The sequence below is a fragment of the Nocardiopsis aegyptia genome, assembly GCF_013410755.1.
GTDB lineage: Bacteria > Actinomycetota > Actinomycetes > Streptosporangiales > Streptosporangiaceae > Nocardiopsis > Nocardiopsis aegyptia.
This window is the reverse complement of the sequence record NZ_JACCFS010000001.1, coordinates 4,428,316-4,448,596: the sequence shown is the minus strand read 5'-3', so window position 1 is coordinate 4,448,596 and position 20,281 is coordinate 4,428,316. Positions and strand designations below refer to the sequence as shown.

Genomic DNA, 20,281 nt, shown 5'->3' with positions numbered 1-20,281 from the left:
CGAGCGGAGGCCCAAAGAAGGCACAGGGGTGAGGGGCGCGCCGGTGCCTGCAGGAGGAGTCTCTGCCGCCAGCGAGCTTGCGAGCCAGGCAGTAGCGACGACGAAGGCCCCGGCGTGAAGCGCCCCGAACCCAACCCGGCATCAAGCGCCCCGAACCTGATCGACTTCCTCGTGGTAGGTCCGGCGGGTCCGTTCGGTGTGCTCGCCCATCAGTCGCAGCGCGGTGTCGGCGTCGCGGGCCTCGATCGCGTCCACGAGGTTCTCGTGCTCGTCCCAGGAGGCCGCGCCCCGGATCCGCGCGACGGGGGCGTAGTACCAGCGGACCCGGCGGTCGACCTGGCCCGCCAGTTCGGCGAGCACCCGGTTGCCCGAGGCCTCGGTGACGGCGCGGTGGAAGTCGGCGTTGGCCTCGACGACGGCGTCGGTGTCGGCCCGCTCGGCGGCGGCGCGCCCGACCGCCACCAGCTCGCGCAGCCGGGCGATCTGCTCGGGGGTGGCGTGCTCGGCCGCCAGGCGGGCGGAGTCGGTCTCCAGCAGGGAGCGCACCGCCAGCAGCTGGTCGGCCTCGCTCTCGGTGGGGGTGTGCACGAACGCCCCGTAGCCGGGCCGCAGGTCCACCCACCCCTCGTTGCTGAGCCGCTGCATGGCCTCGCGGACCGGCTGCCGGGACACGCCCAGCGTCTGGGCCAGCTCGGTCTCGACCAGGTGCTGGCCCGGGGAGAGCGTGCGGGTGGTGATGAGGTCGAGGATGGCCTCGTACACGGCCTCCCGAAGCGGTACCGGGCGCTGTACCCGACTCGTGGCGGCGTTCAATCCCTGCGGGGACATAGGACGGCTCCCGGATCCGTGCGTGGTCATTGCAGACAGTGTACGAAGAACAATGCTCGTGCGAGTCACGTCGGGACCGCCACGAGTTCGACCGTGCCGTCGGCCGCGGTCCCCCGCGTCGTCGGCGGCAGGACCGCCAGGGCGTCCGCGGCGGCGGCTCCGCGCAGGTCGGCGGGCCCGTGCGACTCGGTCTCCACGGCGAGGTCTCCGTGCACCCGCACGGGCAGCAGGCGGGTGTCAATGGGGTGGGGATCCGTCATCGCCGACAGCCGGGCCCGCCGCCCGCCGTGCGCGGGGTCCCTCCGCCCGGTACGTCCGCACAGCACGGGCACGAGCAGGGTGAGCGCGGCGGCCAGCGCGGCGCCGGGGTTGCCCGGCAGTCCGACGACCACGGCACCCGAGGGCAGGACCGCGAGCAGTTGCGGGTGGCCCGGACGGCAGGCCACTCCGTCCACCACGATCCTGGCCCCGAGGGCGGCGAGCGCGGCGCGCAGGTGGTCGGCCGGCCCCGCCGAGGACGAGCCGCCGACCGCGGCGACGTGGTCCCCGGGGAGGGCGGCCAGCGCCGAGACCAGGGGGGCGCGGCCGTCGGGCAGCGCCCGCGGCTCCTCGCACCGGCCGCCGGCCCAGGCCACGAGTCCGGGCAGGACGGGGCCGATGGCGTCGCGCACGGCTCCGGGCCGGGGGCGGCCTGAGTGCACGATCTCGTCCCCGGTGATCAGGACGCGGACCACGGGGCGGGTGACGGGCAGGGTGTCCAGGCCGAGTCCGGCCGCGAGGCCGAGCAGGGCCGGGGTCACCGGAGCGCCGCGCCGGGCCGCCAGTGCCCCGGCCGGGACGGTCTCCCCGCGGCGCCGGATGTGCCGCCCGGGCGCGCACGCCCCGTGGACGACGGTGCCGGCCGCCTCCGCCTCCTCGTACGGCAGGACGGCGAGCGTGCCGTCGGGGACGACCGCTCCGGTGGCGATCTCCACGGCCTCGCCCCGGCGCAGGCGGGCGACCGGAGCACCGCGCCCGGCCAGCGAGCGCCCCAGGACGGACCAGGGGCCCTTCCCCGCCACCGCGTACCCGTCCATCGCCGCGGTGTCGAGCGCGGGCACGTCGATCGCCGACACGAGGTCGGCGCCGAGGACGGCACCGAGGGCCGCCGGAAGCGGCACCTCGGCCGTGGGCGATCCGCCCTCGGCGCCGGTCTTGCGCGCGGCGTCGCGCGCCGCGGGCCAGGACAGGGACCCGTGAGGACGGGTTCGGACGTGAATAAGCGGAGAAGTTTCCGAACCGTCCGCGTCGAGCATTCCTTCTCTCCCTGCCGCTGAGGGGTATGGCGATTCTTGGAGAATACTGTATACAGTATGTGAATGGGAAGGAGTTGCTCATGCGAATCGCAGTCCTGGGCGCCGGAGCCATCGGAGCCTACGCGGGCGCGGCCCTGCACCGAGGCGGCGCCGACGTCCACCTTGTCGCCCGCAACGAACACCTGAAGGCCATGCGCGAGAACGGCGTCCGGGTCCTCAGCCCGCGCGGCGACTTCACCGCGCATCCGCACGCGACCGACGACCCCTCGGAGATCGGTCCCGTCGACATCGTCTTCCTCGGCCTCAAGGCCCAGTACTACGCGGGCTGCGGCTCCCTGCTGCGCCCCCTGCTCGGCCCGAACACGGCGGTCGTCGCGGCGCAGAACGGCGTCCCGTGGTGGTACTTCCACGGAGTCGAGGGCCCGCTGGCCGGCCACCGGATCGAGAGCGTGGACCCCGGCGGCGCGGTCAGCCGCGTCATCCCCGTCGAACGCGCCATCGGCTGCGTGGTCTACGCGGCCACCGAGATCGAGGGACCGGGGGTGATCCGGCACATCGAGGGCACCCGGTTCTCCATCGGCGAGCCGGACCGCTCGGACTCCGCGCGGTGCCGCGAACTCTCGGCCGCGATGGAGGCCGGCGGACTCAAGTGTCCCGTCGAGCACGACCTGCGGGAGGACATCTGGGTCAAGCTCATGGGCAACATCGTCTTCAACCCCCTGAGCGCGCTGACCCGGTCGACCATGGCGCAGATCTGCCGCAACCGCTCCACGCGCGACCTGGCCCGCACGATGATGAACGAGACGCTGGAGGTCGCCGAGCGGGTGGGAGTGCGCCCGAGCGTGTCGATCGACCGGCGGCTGGCCGGTGCCGAGCGCACCGGAGACCACCGCACCTCGACCTTGCACGACCTCGAACGCGGGCGCACGATGGAACTCGACGTGATCCTGTCCGCCGTCGTCGAACTGGCCGACCTGACCGGTGCCCCCGTCCCGACGCTCCGCGCGGTCGACGCCGTCGCGGGGCTGCTGAACCAGCGGGTGGCCGAGGCGTCCTGACGCCCGGCGACCCCCGCACCCTTGTCCGCCTCGGATCCATGCTGTATCCAGTATCCATAGGCCACGACCACCAAGCGAGGGCCCTCATGGACTTCTCCGCCCCCTACGACCGACTCACCCGACCCCTCGTCCGCGACGGCGGCGAGCTGCGCCCCGCCTCCTGGGAGGAGGCGCTGGACCGTGCGGCCGCCGGGTTCCGCCGCGGCGTCGAGGAGCACGGGCCCAACTCCTTCGGGATGCTCTCCTGCGCCCGCGCGACCAACGAGATGAACTTCATGGCACAGAAGTTCACCCGCGTCGTGATCGGCACCAACAACGTCGACTCCTGCAACCGCACCTGCCACGCCCCCAGCGTCGCCGGGCTCTCGGCCGCCTTCGGCTCCGGCGGGGGGACCTCCTCCTACGCCGAGGTGGAGGACACCGACCTCATCGTCATCTGGGGCGGCAACCCCCGCTTCGCCCACCCGATCTTCTTCCAGCACGTGCTCAAGGGGGTGCGCAACGGGGCCCGGCTCTTCGTGGTCGATCCGCGCCGCACGTCCACGGCCGAGTGGGCCGACCGCTGGCTCGGCCTCAACGTCGGCACCGACATCCCGCTGGCGCACGCCATCGCCCGGGAGATCCTGCACGCGGGACTGGCCAACGAGACCTTCATCGAGCGCGCCACCAGCGGGTTCGAGGAGTACCGGGCCCTGGTCGAACCGTGGACGCTCAGCGCCGCGGAGGCCGAGACCGGCGTGCCGGCGGAGGCCATCCGCGAGCTGGCCCACGCCTACGCCCGCGCCGAGCGCGCCCAGATGTGCTGGACGCTCGGCATCACCGAGCACCACAACGCCACCGACAACGTCCGTTCCCTCATCAACCTCGCCCTGCTCACCGGCCACGTCGGCCGGCACGGCTCGGGCCTCAACCCGCTGCGCGGCCAGAACAACGTGCAGGGCGGCGGCGACATGGGCGCGATCCCCGACCGCCTCGCCGGCTTCCAGGACGTCCTGTCCGCCGAGGTCCGCTCGAAGTTCGAGGACGCGTGGGGACGCCCCATCCAGGACACCAAGGGCAAGACCCTGACCCAGATGTTCGAGGCGATGGAGGAGTCCGAGCTCAAGACGCTCTACGTCATCGGCGAGAACCCGGTCCAGTCCGAGCCCGAGACCCACAAGACCACGAGCCGCCTGCGCAACCTCGACCACCTGGTCGTGCAGGACATCTTCCTCACCCGCACCGCCGAACTGGCCGACGTGGTGCTCCCGGCGAGCGCCTCCTGGTGCGAGTCGGACGGGACCTTCACCAACAGCGAGCGCAGGGTCCAGCTCGTCCGCAAGGCCCTGGACCCGCCGGAGGGCGCCCGCGACGACATCGAGATCATGTGCGACCTGGCCACCCGGCTCGGCTACGACTGGGAGCGGCCCGCCGCCGAGGACATCTGGAACGAGGTCCGCTCACTCTCGCCCATGCACCGCGGCATGAGCTACGCGCGTCTGGAGGAGCACCAGGGCATCCAGTGGCCCTGCTACTCCGAGGACGAGCTGGAGCCCACCTTCCTGCACCAGCGGCTGTGGGCCCAGGATCCGGCCGAGCGCGGCGAACCCGCGCCGTTCGGCATCGTGGGCCACTCCCCGCCGGTGGACCTGCTGGACGAGGACTTCCCGTTCCGCCTGACCACCGGCCGGCGGCTGGACGACTACAACACGGGCGTGCAGACCGGCGGGTTCTCGTCCCCGCTGCGCCGCGGCGAGCTGCTGGACCTGTCCCCCGAGGATGCGGCCAAGCTCGGTGTGGCCGACGGTGAGGTCGTCCGCGTGTCCTCGCGCCGGGGCTCGGTCCTGGTGCCGGTGTCGATCGACGACTCCATGCGCCCGGGGCTGGTCTTCATGACCTTCCACTTCCCGGACCAGGTGGACACCCAGCTGCTGACCATCGACGCCACGGACCCCATCGCCGGGACGGCCGAGTACAAGGCCGCCGCGGTGAACATCGAACGGGTCTCCCAGGGCGCCGAGGAGCCGGTCTCCGCCCGTTGAGGCGCCACTCCGCGGTCGGAGCCGCCGCCCGCCGGGGCCCGCAGTGGGCCCCGGCGGTGCGGCAGGCTGCCCTGTACCCGTCCCTCGGGGTGGGCGGCCGCGGCCACGAGGCCACCCACCCGGACCCGGATCCCGCCCCGGTTCACACTGGGGGGTTGTCATCCGGCCGTACACATCATACTGTCCACTGCATACAGAATCCTGTGATCTGGCTTACACGCGATGAAGAGGTGACCCAGGCGTGGACCTGAGATTCCTGGACGAGACGCCCAACGATGCCGAACGCGAGGCCGTCGACTCCGTCCTGGGACCGCCCGAGTCCGGTTGGGACGGCGGCACCCGGCTGGACACCGACCTGCGCTATGCCCGGGGCGGCCACACGGCCCGCGACCGGCGCGACCTGCTCCTGCCCGCGCTGCACGCGATCAACGACCGTGTCGGCTGGATCAGCCGCGGCGCGCTCGACCACGTCTGCCGCCGGCTCACCATTCCCCCGGCCGAGGCCTACGCCGTCGCCTCCTTCTACGCGATGTTCGCGCTCCAGGAGCGTCCCCGGCGGGTCGTGCACCTGTGCACCGACATCGCCTGCGCGGCCAAGGGCTCGGGACCCCTGCGCGACCGGCTCGCCGAGCGCGCCGGCCCGCCCGGCGGCCACGACGGCGACGTGACCTGGCACGAGAGCCCCTGCCTCGGGATGTGCGAGCGCGCACCCGCCGCCCTGGCCATCGAGGCCGGAACCCGACCCCGGTACGCCGTCGCCGCGCCCGCCACACCGGAGGCGCTCGACACCCTGGCCACGGCCTCCCCCGACCCCGCCGCCAACGGCCACGCGAACGGCCACGCCGCCGGCCCCTCGGCCAACGGCCACGGCCCCGGTCCCGCCGACCGGGACCACCCGGCCGCGCCCACCACCTTCGACGGGGCCCCGCTGCCCGGGACCGACCCCGAGCCCGACCCCGCCGACGCCGTCCCCGACGCCGGCTCCTCCGACCACGTGCTGCTGCGCAGGATCGGCCGGGTGGACCCGCTCAGCCTGGACGACTACCGGGCCGAGGGCGGCTACTCCGCCCTGCGCGAGGCACTGCGCATGGGCCCGGCCGGCGTGCTGCGCGAGGTCTCCGACTCCGGCCTGGTGGGACGGGGCGGCGCGGCCTTCCCCACCGGACGCAAGTGGCAGGCGACCGCGAGCCAGCCCGACCGCCCGCACTACCTCGTGTGCAACGCCGACGAGAGCGAACCGGGCACCTTCAAGGACCGCGTGATCATGGAGGGCGACCCGTTCTCCCTCATCGAGGCCATGACCATCGCCGGGTACGCCATCGGCGCCCGCACCGGCTACCTCTACATCCGCGGCGAGTACCCGCGGGCCCTGCGCCACCTGGAGAACGCGATCACCGTGGCCCGGGAGCGCGACCTGCTCGGCGACGACGTCCTGGGCTCGGGGTTCTCGTTCGACATCGAGATCCGGCGGGGGGCCGGCGCCTACATCTGCGGCGAGGAGACCGCGATCTTCGGCTCCATCGAGGGCGAGCGCGGCGAGCCGCGCACCAAGCCGCCCTTCCCCGTCGAGAAGGGGCTCTTCGGCAAGCCGACCGCCGTCAACAACGTCGAGACGCTGGTCAACGTGCTGCCGATCCTCCTCATGGGCGGTCCCGCCTACGCCGCGGTCGGCACCGAGGGCTCCACCGGGCCCAAGCTGTTCTGCCTCTCGGGCGGTGTCCGCCGCCCCGGCCTGTACGAGCTGCCGTTCGGCGCCACCCTGCGCGACCTCATCGAGGCGGCGGGCGGCATGCCCGAGGGGCGCAGCATCCAGGCCGTCCTGCTGGGCGGCGCGGCCGGGGCCTTCGTCCGCGGCGACGAACTGGACATCCCCCTCACCTTCGAGGGGGCGCGCGCGGCGGGCACCACCCTGGGCTCGGGCGTGGTCCTGGTCCTGGACGACACCGCCGACCTGGTCGCCACGCTCGTCCGCGTGGCCGCCTTCTTCCGCGACGAGTCCTGCGGGCAGTGCGTCCCCTGCCGGGTCGGCACCGTCCGACAGGAGGAGTCCCTGCTGCGGATCAGCCGGGGCGGGGACGCCGCGAGCGAGGTCGCCCTCCTGCGCGAGGTCGGCCAGGCGATGCGCGACGCCTCGATCTGCGGCCTGGGCCAGACCGCGTGGAACGCCGTCGAGTCGGCCGTGGACCGGCTCGGGCTGTTCGGCCCCGCACCGGGCGAGCCGGCCGGGAAGCAGACCTCCTGATGCCCACAGCCACCAGAGCACACACCGCCCCGGGCACGCGGGCGGCGACGAAGGAGAGCACATGACCGTCCCCGTTCACCTCGCACCGCCCAAGCGCCTGATCGACGCGACGATCGACGGCGAGGAGGTGCGCGTCCCGGAGGGCACCACGGTCCTGGACGCCTGCTCGGCCTCCGGGACGGAGATCCCCACCCTCTGCTACGGCGACACCCTCGCCCCGCGCAACGCCTGCCGGGTGTGCGTGGTGGAGGTGGAGGGCGCGCGCACGCTCGCCCCCGCCTGTTCCCGCAAGCTGGAGCCCGGCATGTCCGTCAACACCGACTCCGAGCGCGTGCGGCACAGCCGCAAGCTCGTCCTGGAACTGCTCGGCTCCTCCGTCGACCTGTCCACCACCCCGAAGGTTCCGGAGTGGATGGACCGCTACGAGGCGGAGCCGGACCGCTTCGGCCCGCGCGCGGAACCCGCGCCGCTCGGCGAGCGCGACGCCCGCCGCGCGGGCGAGCACGAGGCCGGGGACGGGACGGTGGCGGCCACGGTCGAGCAGCCGCCCAAGATCGACAACGACCTGTACGTGCGCGACTACTCCAAGTGCATCATGTGCTACAAGTGCGTCGACGCCTGCGGCGACCAGTGGCAGAACTCGTTCGCCATCGGGGTGGCCGGGCGCGGGTTCGACGCCCGGATCTCGACCGAGCACGACGCCCCGCTGACCGACTCGGCCTGTGTGTACTGCGGCAACTGCATCGAGGTGTGCCCGACCGGCGCGCTGTCGTTCGCGACCGAGTTCGACATGCGCCAGGCCGGCACCTGGGACGAGGAGGCCCAGACCGAGACGACGACGATCTGCACCTACTGTGGGGTCGGCTGCAACCTGACGCTGCACGTCCAGGAGAACGAGATCGTCAAGGTCACCTCCCCGCACGACAACCCGGTGACCCATGGAAACCTGTGCATCAAGGGCCGGTTCGGTTTCCAGCACGTGCAGCGCCGGGGCGAGGGTGCCGGCAAGGGAGCGGAGAAGGGCCCTCTGTAGGAGGGTTCCGCGCGGGGCACGGGTTCGGTCACAGTAGAGGCGGATGCACCGGAAGGCGGTGGGCGGTCATGGGTCGGGTCACGGTTCGCGACAAGGTGCTCAGGATCAGGGACGGGTCGGCGTCCGAGCGCGTGGACACGATGGTCGTGGAGGAGCCGCTGGAGATCCGGCTGGACGGCTCGCCGCTCAGCATCACCATGCGCACGCCCGGCCACGACTTCGACCTGGCGGCGGGCTTCCTGGTGGGAGAGGGCGTCATCGCCCGCGAGAGCGACCTGGTCGCCATCCGCTACTGCGCCGGAGCCACCGAGGACGGCTCGAACACCTACAACGTGCTCGACGTGACCCTGGCCGCGGGCGTCCCGGTGCCCGACACCTCGCTGGAGCGCAACTTCTACACCTCGTCCTCGTGCGGGCTGTGCGGCAAGGCCAGTCTGGACGCCGTGCGCACGCAGGCCCCGTGGAACGTCGCCGGGGACGGGCTGCGGATCGGGGTCGACACGCTCACCGCGCTGCCGGACCGCCTGCGCGCCGCCCAGCGGGTGTTCGACCGCACCGGCGGCCTGCACGCGGCCGGGCTCTTCACCCCCGAGGGCGAACTGCTGGCGCTGCGGGAGGACGTGGGCCGCCACAACGCGGTCGACAAGCTGGTCGGATGGGCGCTGCGCTCGGACCGGGTACCGCTGGCCGACACGGTGCTGATGGTGTCCGGGCGCGCCTCGTTCGAGCTCGTACAGAAGGCCTGGATGGCCGGAATCCCGATGATGGCGGCGGTCTCGGCTCCTTCGTCCCTCGCCGTCGAGCTGGCCGCGGAGGCGGGGATGACCCTCGTCGGCTTCCTGCGCGGCAGCTCCATGAACGTCTACGCCGGACGGCAACGGATCCTTTTGGAGGGGGCGCCCAGCGCGCCCCCTGCGGCCACCGAGGGAATCCGCGTTCCGGGTCGGTAGACGCGGGTCCGGCCGGCGCGCTAGCCCCCTGCGCCGACCGGACCCGACCCCGTACTCTCCCGGCCCGGCCGCGCACGGCCGGGCCGGGCCGGCCGATCAGCCGGTGAGGAGGGTCAGGTTCCACCGCTCCAGGATCGGGTTGACCGGCTGGAAGTAGGTGGTTCCGCCCGAGGTGCAGTCGCCCGAGCCGCCGGAGGTCACACCCTGGGCCTCGGTGCCGGCCAGCCAGGAGCCGCCGGAGTCACCGCCCTCGGCGCACGCGGTGGTCCGCGTCAGGCCGTGGACGTGCTGTCCGCGCGGGTAGCGCACGGTCTGGTCCTTGGCCTCGATGACGCCGCACTGCCATCCGGTCGTCCGGCCGGAGCGGCACACCGCGGCGCCCACGGGCGCCTCCGTCGAGCCGGTGACCGTCACGGCGCCGCCGTCGTAGTCGTTGACCAGCGGGGTGGCGGTGAAGTCGGGGTTGGTGATCTCCACCCACGCCATGTCGCTCCTGGGGAAGACCGATCCGGCGACCGTGCCGATCTGCTGGGTGCCCGGCACGTCGTTCCAGGTGTCGGAGCCCTCGTCGCCGCAGTGGCCCGCGGTGACGTAGCCGCCCACGACGCCGAAGCCGACGGAGCAGACGTACCAGCTGCCGGAGTCCTGGAAGTAGTACGGGTTGCCGCCGACGATGTCGGTGTAGGTGCGCGGCCGGTCCGCGCTCTCCTGGACGGTGACGGCGTCCACGCCGGCCTCGGCGGCGAGGGCTTCGGCGTCCTCGGCCGCGCCCTCGTCTACCTCGATGACGACGGAGTCGAGTTCCGGGTCGGCGTACCAGCCGTGGACGGTGTCGGGGGCGTCGGCCGTGTCCAGGGCCGCCACCGCGTCACCGAGCACGTCCTCGCCGTGGGAGACCAGATCCGGTTCGGCCCCCGCCCGGCGGACGTCGCCGATCGCCGCGGCGTCGGTGACCTGGACGGTGAGTTCGTGGGTGTCGGTGTCGAAGACGGCTCCGCCGAAGTCGGCGCCGAGCTCGTCGCGCAGCTCGGCCTCCAGCTCCGCGGCCTCGGCCTGGGCGTCGAGGAGATCGGTGACACCGGCCTCGGAGAGACCGAAGGCCTCCTGCATGGCGGCCATCTGCTCGTCGGGGAGATCGGTGGGAACGCTGTCGGCGGAGACCGCGCCGGTGGCGGTCAGAGCCAGTCCGAACGCGAGGGTGGCGGTTCCGACGGCTCGCCCGAGGGGGGATCGATGCAAGGTACTGCCCTTTCCTGGGGGACCTGGACAGGATCGCGCTCCTGAGCCAGGAGGGTGGACATTTCGCCCGTGTGCTCACGGGGTGGTGAACACCGGGCCCAAAGTAAAGGACCCTCTCTCGGGCGGCAACAGGGCGAACACGCTCCGAAACCGGGCGTTCCGAGGAGGGGACACGCGCATATCCCGCCGGAAATCGGGCATCGTGGGACCGCTCCCAGAGCGGCCGTATCTATCGCAGGAGCACCGCTCGCGACAGGGGGCCTGGCTGGCCTGATCCGGCCAGCGCCCGCTGACGTCGGGTAACGGAACGGCCGTTCGGAGAACCCTCCCGTGGTTCCCCGAACGGCCGTTCTTCCTGGATGGTTCCTCAGGACTGTCGTCCAGCCTGCTTGCTCATCCTTGTTCGACCGGGCCCCACCTAGATTCCTACTTAATTTGATACTTTGGTGGCATGACTGAGCATGAGATACCGGTGGGCAGCGGCCCCTCCGTCCGAGTGAGCCTCTCGCTTCCGGAGGGCACCGCCGAGGCGGTGCGTGCGATCACCGGAAAACGCGAGTTCTCCGCCTACATCGCAGAGGCGGTCGAGCACCGGCTTCGCAGCGACCTGCTCGCCCAGGACCTGACCGAGTACCAGGAAGAGCACGGCGCGTTCACGGAGCAGGAGCGTGCCTGGGCCAGAGCGGAGCTGTCCGGTGAACAGGGGGGCACCGGGCACCCGGGAGAAGCCGCGTGAAGGGCACTCTCGTCCTGGACTCCGCGGGTCTGTCCGGCTTCATCGCTCAGGACCGCAAAGTCATGCTGCTGATCGATGCCGCGCTCCGCGAGGACCGCGCCATCGTCATCAGCGCTGCGACCATCATCGAAGTCCAGCACCGTGGCGTCAGCACTGCGCGGCTGAACTGGGTGCTCTCTCGTCTCAAGGTCGAAGACCTGGACAAGGACGGTGCCCGCGCAGCCGCCGCGCTTCTCCGGCGCGCCGGGCTACACGGCCATCAATACGCCATCGACTCGATGGTCGCGGAGGTGGCTCTGCGGCAGCATCCTCCCGTCGCCGTTCTGACATCCGACATCGGCGACATGGCTCGGCTCTGCGGTGCCTCTGTCCGTCTGGTCGGCGTCTGAGGGACGGGGCCGACGCCCGGGACGGAAAGGCCGTCCGGAGAACCCTCCCGTGGTTCCCCGAACGGCCGTTCTTCCTGGATGGTTCCTCAGGCTTCGCCCGACCGCCTCGTCAGGCGCGCGCCTCCGGGCGCAGGGTGTAGTGCGGGAAGTTGCCGGGCAGGCGCTCGGCCGCCGGCCCCTTGGTGACCGCGTGGACCAGGAGTTCACCGCCGACGAAGGCGCCCCGCCAGGAGTCGCCCAGGCCACCGAACAGCTCGTCGCGGTCCCCGCGGGAGCGGGGCCGGTTGACGCCGACCTTGAAGGCCCGCACGCCCGAAGCGAGCTGCCCGGCGGTGTCGGCGTCGTCGCAGGAGATCGTGGCCACGAGCGCGCCGTTGCTGGCGTTCATGGCGGCCAGCAGTTCGGCCTCGGTGTCCACCAGCACGATGGAGTCGACCGGCCCGAAGGGCTCGGCGTGGAACAGCGGGGAGGGCCGCGGCGGCTCCAGCAGGGCCACCGGGGCCACGTAGGCGTCGGTGTTCTGGCCCGGCAGGAGGAGTGCGTCGTCCAGGGTGCCCCGGTAGAGCGGCACCGCGCCGCCGGCGACCGCCTCGGCCACGGCGTCGTGGAGTTCCTTGGCCTTGGCCGCGTTGATCACCGGGCCGAAGTCGAGTTCGGGCAGGTCGTCGCCGGGGTCGGCGACGGCGAGGGGGTGGCCGAAGCGGACGGTGCCCACGGCCGCGAGGTAGGCCTGGAGGAAGGCGTCGAACCGGGACCGCTGCACGACGAACCGGGGGTAGGCCGTGCAGCGCTGCTTGGCGTAGTCGAACGTCTTGCGGATCTGCCCCGACAGGGTGTCCCAGTCGCTGAACTCCCACACGCCCCAGCAGTTGAGGCCCTCCTGCTCCAGCACGTGCGGCCGGTCCAGGTCGGCCAGGTCCGCCGCGACGCGACCGCCGGCGTCGCGACCGCCCACGAAGGACACGCACGCGACCTCCGGGCCGCGCACCAGGGACGGGGACAGGTCGCGCCCGCCGCCACCGACCAGGGTGAACGGCAGCCCCTCGCGCACGCCCAGGGCCACGGCCAGGGTCAGGCAGACCAGGCCGCCGTCCGTGGGCGTCTTGGCGATGACGCCGTTCCCGGCCAGCGCCTGCACGCACATCGCGTGCGCCAGGACGCTCATGGGGTAGTTCCAGCTCGCGATGTTGCTGACCGGACCGTCGAGGGCGACCCGGCCGTCCAGCATGCGGTCGATCTCGTCCAGGTACCACTCGACACCGGAGATCGCCCGGTCCACGTCCTGGCGGGCCAGCCGCCACGGCTTGCCGATCTCCCACACGAGCGCCAGCGCGAGGGTGTCGCGGTGCTCGCCCCAGGCCTGGACGGTCGCGCGCACCCGCTCCCGGCGCTCGTCGAGGGGGACGGCGGTCCAGGCCCGGTGTTCGGTGGCGGCCGCCGCGACGGCGCGCGCGGCCGTGCTGCCGTCGAGCATGGGCGGGCCGGCGATCTCCGACCCGTCCACCGGTGAGTGGGCGGTTCGGGGCTCGCCGTCGGCTCGCCACTCACCGCCCCACCGGTTGAGGACGCGGTCGGCGGCGAAGGCCTCGGGGGCGATGGTGCGGCAGCGCTCGTAGAGCGTGGCCCAGTCGGTGCCGGGCTTGAGGATCGCTGTCATGGGGCCGTGGGCGCCATGGTGGATCCGGCGCCCGCCTCCTCTCGCTGGTCGGAGCCGTTCAGGACGGCGCGGGCGAGCCGCGCGGTCTCGGTGGGGGTCTTGCCGACCTTGACTCCGGCGGCCTCCAGGGCCTCCTTCTTCGCCGCGGCCGTACCCGAGGAACCCGACACGATCGCGCCCGCGTGACCCATCGTCTTGCCCTCAGGAGCCGTGAACCCCGCCACGTAACCCACCACCGGCTTGGTCACGTTCGCCTTCACGTACTCGGCCGCACGCTCCTCCGCGTCACCGCCGATCTCACCGATCATCACGATCACATCGGTGTCGGGGTCGGCCTCGAACGCCGCCAGCGCGTCGATGTGCGTGGTCCCGATGATCGGGTCACCACCGATACCCACCGCGGACGAGAAGCCGATGTCGCGCAGCTCGTACATCATCTGGTACGTCAGCGTGCCCGACTTCGACACCAGACCGATCCGGCCCGGCTTGGTGATGTCGGCCGGAATGATGCCCGCGTTGGACTGCCCCGGCGAGATCAGACCCGGGCAGTTCGGACCGATGATCCGCGTCCGGTTGCCCCGGGCCTTGGCGTGCGCCCAGAACGCCGCGGTGTCGTGCACCGGAATGCCCTCGGTGATCACCACCGCCAGGCCGATCCCGGCGTCGATCGCCTCGAACACCGCGTCCTTGCAGAACTTCGGCGGCACGAAGATGACCGTGACGTCCGCGCCCGTGGCGGCCATGCCCTCGGACACCGATCCGAAGACCGGCACCTCGGTACCGTCGAAGTCGACCTTCTGGCCGGCCTTGCGCGGGTTGACCCCGCCCACGATGCTGGTGCCCGAGGCGAGCATGCGGCGGGTGTGCTTGGTGCCCTCAGAGCCGGTCATGCCCTGGACCAGCACCTTGCTGTCCTTGTTCAGGAAGATAGCCATGGAGTCCCACTCCAGTGTCGAGATCGGTCGAGGTCGTCGGCGTGCGCCGGGCCGGAGTGCTCCGGGCCGGGGTCCGCCCCTGGTGGCCTCACGCGGCGGCGAGCTCGGCGGCCTGTGCGGCGGCGCCGTCCATCGTGTCGACCTGGCGCACCGCGGGGTGCGCGCGCTCGGTCAGGATCCGGCGGCCCAGCTCGGCGTTGTTGCCGTCCAGACGCACCACCAGCGGCTTGGAGACGTCGTCGCCGCGCGACTCCAGCAGCTCCAGCGCCTGCACGATCCCGTTCGCGACCGCGTCACAGGCCGTGATGCCGCCGAAGACGTTCACGAACACGCTCTTGACCGCCGGGTCGCCCAGGATGATGTCCAGGCCGTCGGCCATGATCTCCGCCGAGGCACCGCCACCGATGTCCAGGAAGTTGGCGGGCTTGACCCCGCCGTGCTCCTCACCGGCGTAGGCGACCACGTCCAGCGTGGACATGACCAGACCCGCGCCGTTGCCGATGATCCCGACCTCACCGTCGAGCTTCACGTAGTTCAGACCCTTCTCGACGGCCCGCAGCTCGCGCGGGTCGGTGTCCGAGTCGTCGGCGAAGGGCACGCGCTCGGGGTGCCGGAACGCCGCGTTGTCGTCGAGGGTCATCTTGCCGTCGAGGGCGATGATCCGCCCGTCGGCCGTGCGGACCAGCGGGTTGACCTCCACCAGCGTGGCGTCCTCCCCCACCGCGGCCTCCCACAGTTGGACGATCGTGGCGGCGGCGCAGTCGTGCACCTCCTCGGGGAGCTTCGCGGCGCGGCAGATCTCCAGCGCCGCCGCGCGGTCGACCCCCTCGGGGCCCACCGGCGTGCGCACCACCGCGTCGGGGTCGGTGACCGCGACCTCCTCGATCTCCATGCCGCCCTGGGCGGAGCAGATCGACAGGAAGGTGCGGTTGGCCCGGTCCAGCAGGAAGGAGAAGTAGTACTCCTCCGCGATGTCGGAGGCCTCCTCCACCAGCACCCTGCGGACCGTGTGGCCCTTGATGTCCATGCCGAGGATCTCCTCGGCCCTGGCGCGGGCGTGTTCCGGCCCGTCCGCCACCTTCACACCGCCGGCCTTGCCCCGGCCGCCGGTCTTGACCTGCGCCTTCACCACGACCTTGCGGCCGATCCGGCCGGCCGCGAGCCGGACCTGGTCCGGGGTGTCGGCTATCTCGCCCTCCACGAGGCGCACCCCGTACTCACCGAAGAGCTGTTTGGCCTCGTACTCATGGAGATCCACCGTGCCTCCTTGTCGCATGGGTCCCGACCCTTCCAGTGGTACTCCATACTGTATGCAGTATTCAATACCCCTTCCGGTGAAAATGTGTCCTGCGCCACCCCTTCCCAGGTCGCCGACGGATTTGCATACTGTATTCAAGGAGGTCGCGCCATGTCAGGACACCCCACCCCCGACCCTCCACCCCCCGCCGCCGCGGAGGTCGTGCGCGACTGGCGGGGCCGCAGCTACCGCGTCGGTCCGACCGCCCGCGTGCTCACCGGCGTTCCGCGCTGGGTCGTCCTCGCCCGCGCCCTGGCCTCCGTCGCGGCGATCGGCGTGATGCAGTTCGGCTACGGAGCCGCGGTGCCCGCCCTGGTCGACGCGCACGGATGGTCGCCCGCCCAGGCCCTCGTGCCGTTCCTGCTCTGGACCCTGTTCCAGGGCGCCACCGCGCCGCTGCCGCACCACCTCGGTGCCCGGCGCCTGCTCACCCCCGGGCAGTCCGTCGGCGCGGGCGCCGTCCTGTGCGCCGCCGCGCTGGTGGCGCTCGGCCACGTGGCGGCCCCCGTTCCCGCGGCCCTCGCCTACGGCGTCCTGGGCGGCGTGGGCGCCGGACTCGTCTACCACTCCTGCGCCGACCTGGTCGGCGGCTGGTTCCCCGACCGCCCCGGCGTCCGGTTCGGCGCCGTCGGCGGCGCCTTCGCGCTCGGCGCGGTCCCCCTGCTGCCCGTCCTCGCCCTGGCACCGTCCTCCGCTCCGCTGCCCGCCGCCACGACCGTGCTCGCCGCGGCCGTCCTGGTCCTGGGCCTGGCGGGCGGCCCCGGCCAGCGCCACGCCCCGCGCCGGTGGTGGCCGCCGGGCGCCGACCCCCGCGCGGTCGCGCTGCGCGGGAACGCCGACCCGCCGGCGGCGGCCGACTTCAGCACCGCCCAGGCCTGGGCCAGCGGCCCCTCCCTGCCGGCGCTGCACGCGGTCGTCGCCCTGTCCGGCGCCGGCGGTCTGTTCACCATCGCCGTCCTGCCCGTGGTCCTGGTCGCCGCCGGCCGCCCCATGGTGGAGACCGCCGCCGCGGTCACGGCCTTCGCCGCCGCCAGCGGGCTGGGCCGGATCGCCTCCGGGGCCGCCGTCGAGCGGACCGGGCGGCGCCGCCTGCTCGCCGTGCTGCTGGGCGCGTCCGCGCTCGCCCTGGCCGGTCTCGCCGCCGTCGCGGACACCGGCCCGGCCGCCCTCCTGGTGGCGCTGGCGGCCGTGGCGGGTGCCGGGACCGGCTCCTGCTACCCGCTCAGCCGGGCGGTCACCGAGGCCCACTTCGGGGCGGACCGCGCGGCCGGGATCCCCCGCCTCGTGCACAGCTCCAAGGCGGTCGGCGGGCTGCTCGGCGTGGGCGCGGCCGTCGCCCTCCTGGCCCTGGCGCCGCCGCCGGCGACAGCGTCGTGGCTGGTCACAGCCGCTGTGGCGCTCACCGCCGCCACCCTGCTCACGGGTGCGCTGCGCCGCCCGTTCCCGGTCCGGACACTGCCGATCCGGAAGAAGATCTGGACAGCGGGGCGGCGGCGTGCTCCAATGTGATGCAGACGGTATACAGTATCCCGCCTACAGAAGACAGCCACCTGAACACCATCCCCCACCCGGTCGCTCATCAGGCACACGAGCACCTATCAGCACCCACATCAGCACGGAACCCGCACGAAAGGGGTCGTCGCACCGATGGCCGAGGGCACACCCAACACCAGCACCAGTAGCGACACCACGATCTCCGGCGGCCACCTGGTGGCCAAAGCGCTCAAGGCCGAGGGCGTCGACGTCATCTACACGCTCTGCGGTGGACACATCATCGACATCTACGACGGCTGCGCCGACGAGGGCATCGACGTCATCGACGTCCGCCACGAACAGGTCGCCGCGCACGCCGCCGACGGCTACGCACGCATCACCGGCAAACCCGGCTGTGCCGTCGTCACCGCCGGCCCCGGCACCACGGACGCGGTCACCGGTATCGCCAACGCCTATCGCGCGGAGAGCCCGATGCTCGTCATCGGCGGGCAGGGCGCGCTCAGCCAGCACAAGATGGGCTCGCTCCAGGACCTGCCGCACGTCGACATGATCAGCCCGATCTCCAAGTTCGCCGCCACCGTGCCGCACACCGAGCGCGTGGCCGACCTGGTCTCCATGGCCTTCCGCGAGGCGCTCAACGGCGCGCCCGGCCCGTCCTTCCTGGAGATCCCCCGCGACATCCTCGACGCCTCGGTCCCGCTGGACAAGGCGCGCATCCCGGAGAAGGGCCGCTACCGCGCCTCCACCCGCCAGGCCGGCGACCCCGCCGACATCGAGCGGCTGGCCGACCTGATCGTGCGCTCCGAGCGCCCCAGCATCCTGCTCGGGAACCAGGTGTGGACCACGCGCGCCACCGACACCTCCGTCGAACTCGTCCGCGCGCTCAACATCCCCGCCTACATGAACGGCGCCGGACGCGGCACGCTACCCCCGGGCGACCCCCACCACTTCCAGCTCTCCCGCCGCTACGCCTTCACCAACTCCGACCTCATCATCATCGTCGGCACCCCGTTCGACTTCCGGATGGGCTACGGCAAGCGGCTCTCGCCCGACGCCACCGTCGTGCAGATCGACCTCAACTACGCGACCGTCGGCAAGAACCGCGACATCGACCTCGGGCTGGTCGGCGACGCCGACGCGATCCTGTCCGCCGTCCTGCAGGCCACGTCCGGCTACGGCGACACCGGCGCCCAGGGCCGCAAGACCTGGCTGGAGGAGCTGCGCACCAAGGAGCAGGAGGCCCTCGACAAGCGCGCCCACCTGCTCACCTCCGACTCCACGCCGATCCACCCCTACCGGCTGGTCAACGAGATCAACGAGTTCCTCACCGAGGACTCCATCTACGTCGGCGACGGCGGTGACATCGTCACCTTCTCCGGGCAGGTCGTCCAGCCCAAGTCGCCGGGCCACTGGATGGACCCGGGCCCCCTGGGCACGCTCGGCGTGGGCATCCCGTTCGTCATGGCGGCCAAGCAGGCCCTCCCGCACAAGGAGGTCGTCGCGCTCTTCGGCGACGGGGCCTTCAGCCTCACCGGCTGGGACTTCGAGACGCTGGTCCGGTTCGACCTGCCCTTCGTCGGGATCGTCGGCAACAACTCGTCCATGAACCAGATCCGCTACGGCCAGATCGCCAAGTACGGCGCCGACCGCGGCGAGATCGGCAACACCCTGGGCGACGTCAACTACGCCGAGTTCGCCAGGATGCTCGGCGGCCACGGGGAAGAGGTACGCGACCCGGCCGACATCGCGCCGGCCCTGCGCCGTGCCCGCGAGTCCGGCAAGCCCTCCCTGATCAACGTCTGGATCGACCCCGAGGTCTACGCGCCCGGGACCATGAACCAGACGATGTACAAGTAGCCCGGGAAGGAGAACCCATGGGCAAGGCACTCGACGGGATCCGCGTCCTGGACATGACACATGTCCAGTCCGGCCCCTCGGCGACACAGATCCTGGCCTGGATGGGCGCCGACGTCCTCAAGGTCGAGGCGGTCACCGGCGACATCACCCGGCGCCAACTGCGCGACAAGCCCGGCGTGGACAGCCTGTACTTCACGATGCTCAACTCCAACAAGCGCAGCGTCACGCTCAACACCAAGAGCGACCGCGGCAAGGAGATCTTCCTCGACCTGGTCCGGCGCAGCGACGTCCTGGTGGAGAACTTCGCCCCGGGCGCACTGGACCGGATGGGCTTCACCTGGGAGGTCCTGCACGAGGCCAACCCGCGCCTGGTCTACGCCTCGATCAAGGGCTTCGGACCCGGCGCCTACGCCGACTTCAAGGCCTACGAGGTCATCGCGCAGGCCATGGGCGGCTCGATGAGCACCACCGGCTTCGAGGACGGTCCGCCGCTGGCGACGGGCGCGCAGATCGGTGACTCGGGCACCGGAATGCATACAGTGGCCGGTATCCTCGCCGCCCTGCTCCAGCGCACCAGCACCGGCCAGGGCCAGCGGGTCCAGGTCGCCATGCAGGACGCCGTCCTCAACCTGTGCCGCGTCAAGCTGCGCGACCAGCAGCGGCTGGAGCACGGCCCCCTCGCGGAGTACCCCAACGACGACTTCGGCGACGAGGTCCCCCGCTCGGGCAACGCCTCCGGCGGCGGACAGCCGGGCTGGGCGGTGCGCACCGCGCCCGGCGGTCCCAACGACTACGTCTACGTCATCATCCAGCCCCCGGGCTGGGCGCCCATCACCAAGCTCATCGGCCGGCCCGAACTGGTCGAGGACCCCGAGTGGGCCACGCCCGAAGCCCGCCTGGACAAGCTCGACAAGGTCTTCTCCCTGATCGAGGAGTGGTCTAGCCGGCTCCCCAAGTGGGACGTCCTGGCCGAGCTGAACAAGCACAACATCCCCTGCGGGCCCATCCTGTCCACCCGGGAGATCATCGACGACCCCACGCTGCGCGCCAACGGAGTCGTCACCACGGTCGAGCACCCCGAGCGCGGCGAGTACCACACGGTCGCCTCGCCCATCCGGCTCTCCGACTCGTCCGTGGCGGTCGAGCGCTCTCCGCTGCTCGGAGAGCACAACGAGGACGTCTACGGCGGCGAACTGGGCCTGACCGCCGAAGAGCTGGCCGAACTCTCATCGAACGGAGTGATCTAGACC

The 20,281-nt window shown here is 72.2% G+C and carries 16 protein-coding genes; 10 read left to right on the top strand and 6 right to left on the bottom strand.

All coding sequences use genetic code 11. From position 1 onward, the window contains the following. Window positions 1-141: 141 nt before the first annotated feature. Window positions 142-828 (bottom strand): GntR family transcriptional regulator, encoded by a 687-nt coding sequence (locus HNR10_RS19865; protein ID WP_179829836.1) that lies wholly within the window; start codon window positions 826-828, stop codon window positions 142-144. A gap of 65 nt (window positions 829-893) precedes the next feature. Next, the gene (locus HNR10_RS19860) at window positions 894-2,123 is read right to left on the bottom strand and encodes a molybdopterin-binding protein (protein WP_179825786.1); all 1,230 of its coding nucleotides are present in this window, start codon (window positions 2,121-2,123) and stop codon (window positions 894-896) included. Window positions 2,124-2,203: 80 nt separating this feature from the next. Between HNR10_RS19860 and HNR10_RS19855 the strand changes: the two genes are divergently transcribed. The 5 genes from HNR10_RS19855 to fdhD all read left to right on the top strand — a co-directional run bounded on the left by HNR10_RS19855 (window position 2,204) and on the right by fdhD (window position 9,427). Then, window positions 2,204-3,181, top strand: a complete 978-nt coding sequence (locus HNR10_RS19855) for a 2-dehydropantoate 2-reductase (RefSeq protein ID WP_179825784.1) — start codon at window positions 2,204-2,206, stop codon at window positions 3,179-3,181. 86 nt (window positions 3,182-3,267) lie between these two features. Beyond that, window positions 3,268-5,202, top strand: a complete 1,935-nt coding sequence (locus tag HNR10_RS19850) for a molybdopterin oxidoreductase family protein (protein ID WP_179825782.1) — start codon at window positions 3,268-3,270, stop codon at window positions 5,200-5,202. A 241-nt stretch (window positions 5,203-5,443) separates the two neighbouring features. Next, entirely contained in the window at window positions 5,444-7,444 is a 2,001-nt protein-coding gene (locus HNR10_RS19845; RefSeq protein WP_179825779.1) for an NAD(P)H-dependent oxidoreductase subunit E, read from the top strand. Window positions 7,445-7,505: 61 nt separating this feature from the next. Then, window positions 7,506-8,477 (top strand): 2Fe-2S iron-sulfur cluster-binding protein, encoded by a 972-nt coding sequence (locus tag HNR10_RS19840; protein WP_179825778.1) that lies wholly within the window; start codon window positions 7,506-7,508, stop codon window positions 8,475-8,477. 68 nt (window positions 8,478-8,545) lie between these two features. Continuing rightward, window positions 8,546-9,427, top strand: coding sequence for a formate dehydrogenase accessory sulfurtransferase FdhD (gene fdhD / locus HNR10_RS19835; RefSeq protein WP_179825776.1), 882 nt, complete (start codon window positions 8,546-8,548; stop codon window positions 9,425-9,427). Between the two features lie 96 nt (window positions 9,428-9,523). Here fdhD and HNR10_RS19830 read toward each other — a convergent pair whose 3' ends face one another. Then, window positions 9,524-10,666 (bottom strand): S1 family peptidase, encoded by a 1,143-nt coding sequence (locus tag HNR10_RS19830; RefSeq protein ID WP_179825774.1) that lies wholly within the window; start codon window positions 10,664-10,666, stop codon window positions 9,524-9,526. 451 nt (window positions 10,667-11,117) lie between these two features. Here HNR10_RS19830 and HNR10_RS19825 point away from each other — a divergent pair, with 451 nt between their 5' ends. Further along, window positions 11,118-11,402, top strand: coding sequence for a hypothetical protein (locus HNR10_RS19825; protein WP_179825772.1), 285 nt, complete (start codon window positions 11,118-11,120; stop codon window positions 11,400-11,402). Beyond that, entirely contained in the window at window positions 11,399-11,791 is a 393-nt protein-coding gene (locus HNR10_RS19820) for a DNA-binding protein (protein ID WP_179825770.1), read from the top strand. The genes HNR10_RS19825 and HNR10_RS19820 overlap by 4 nt, the downstream gene beginning before the upstream one ends. 109 nt (window positions 11,792-11,900) lie before the next feature. Here the strand turns inward: HNR10_RS19820 and HNR10_RS19815 are convergent, their stop codons facing one another. The 3 genes from HNR10_RS19815 to sucC form a co-directional block, all read right to left on the bottom strand. Continuing rightward, window positions 11,901-13,448 (bottom strand): aldehyde dehydrogenase family protein, encoded by a 1,548-nt coding sequence (locus HNR10_RS19815; protein WP_179825767.1) that lies wholly within the window; start codon window positions 13,446-13,448, stop codon window positions 11,901-11,903. Then, window positions 13,445-14,383: a succinate--CoA ligase subunit alpha gene (gene sucD, locus HNR10_RS19810; RefSeq protein WP_179825765.1), complete on the bottom strand. Its 939-nt coding sequence runs from the start codon at window positions 14,381-14,383 to the stop codon at window positions 13,445-13,447. The genes HNR10_RS19815 and sucD overlap by 4 nt, the downstream gene beginning before the upstream one ends. Window positions 14,384-14,471: 88 nt before the next feature. Continuing rightward, on the bottom strand, window positions 14,472-15,641 hold the full coding sequence (gene sucC, locus HNR10_RS19805; RefSeq protein ID WP_179825763.1) for an ADP-forming succinate--CoA ligase subunit beta: 1,170 nt from the start codon (window positions 15,639-15,641) through the stop codon (window positions 14,472-14,474). Between the two features lie 150 nt (window positions 15,642-15,791). Between sucC and HNR10_RS19800 the strand changes: the two genes are divergently transcribed. From HNR10_RS19800 to frc, 3 genes are all read left to right on the top strand, one after another. Then, the gene (locus HNR10_RS19800; RefSeq protein ID WP_179825762.1) at window positions 15,792-17,189 is read left to right on the top strand and encodes an MFS transporter; all 1,398 of its coding nucleotides are present in this window, start codon (window positions 15,792-15,794) and stop codon (window positions 17,187-17,189) included. A 138-nt stretch (window positions 17,190-17,327) separates the two neighbouring features. Next, a complete protein-coding gene (locus tag HNR10_RS19795) occupies window positions 17,328-19,031 on the top strand; it encodes a thiamine pyrophosphate-binding protein (protein ID WP_179825760.1) in 1,704 nt (567 codons plus the stop codon). 17 nt (window positions 19,032-19,048) lie between these two features. Beyond that, on the top strand, window positions 19,049-20,278 hold the full coding sequence (frc, locus tag HNR10_RS19790) for a formyl-CoA transferase (RefSeq protein WP_179825758.1): 1,230 nt from the start codon (window positions 19,049-19,051) through the stop codon (window positions 20,276-20,278). The last annotated feature ends 3 nt before the right edge of the window (window positions 20,279-20,281 follow it).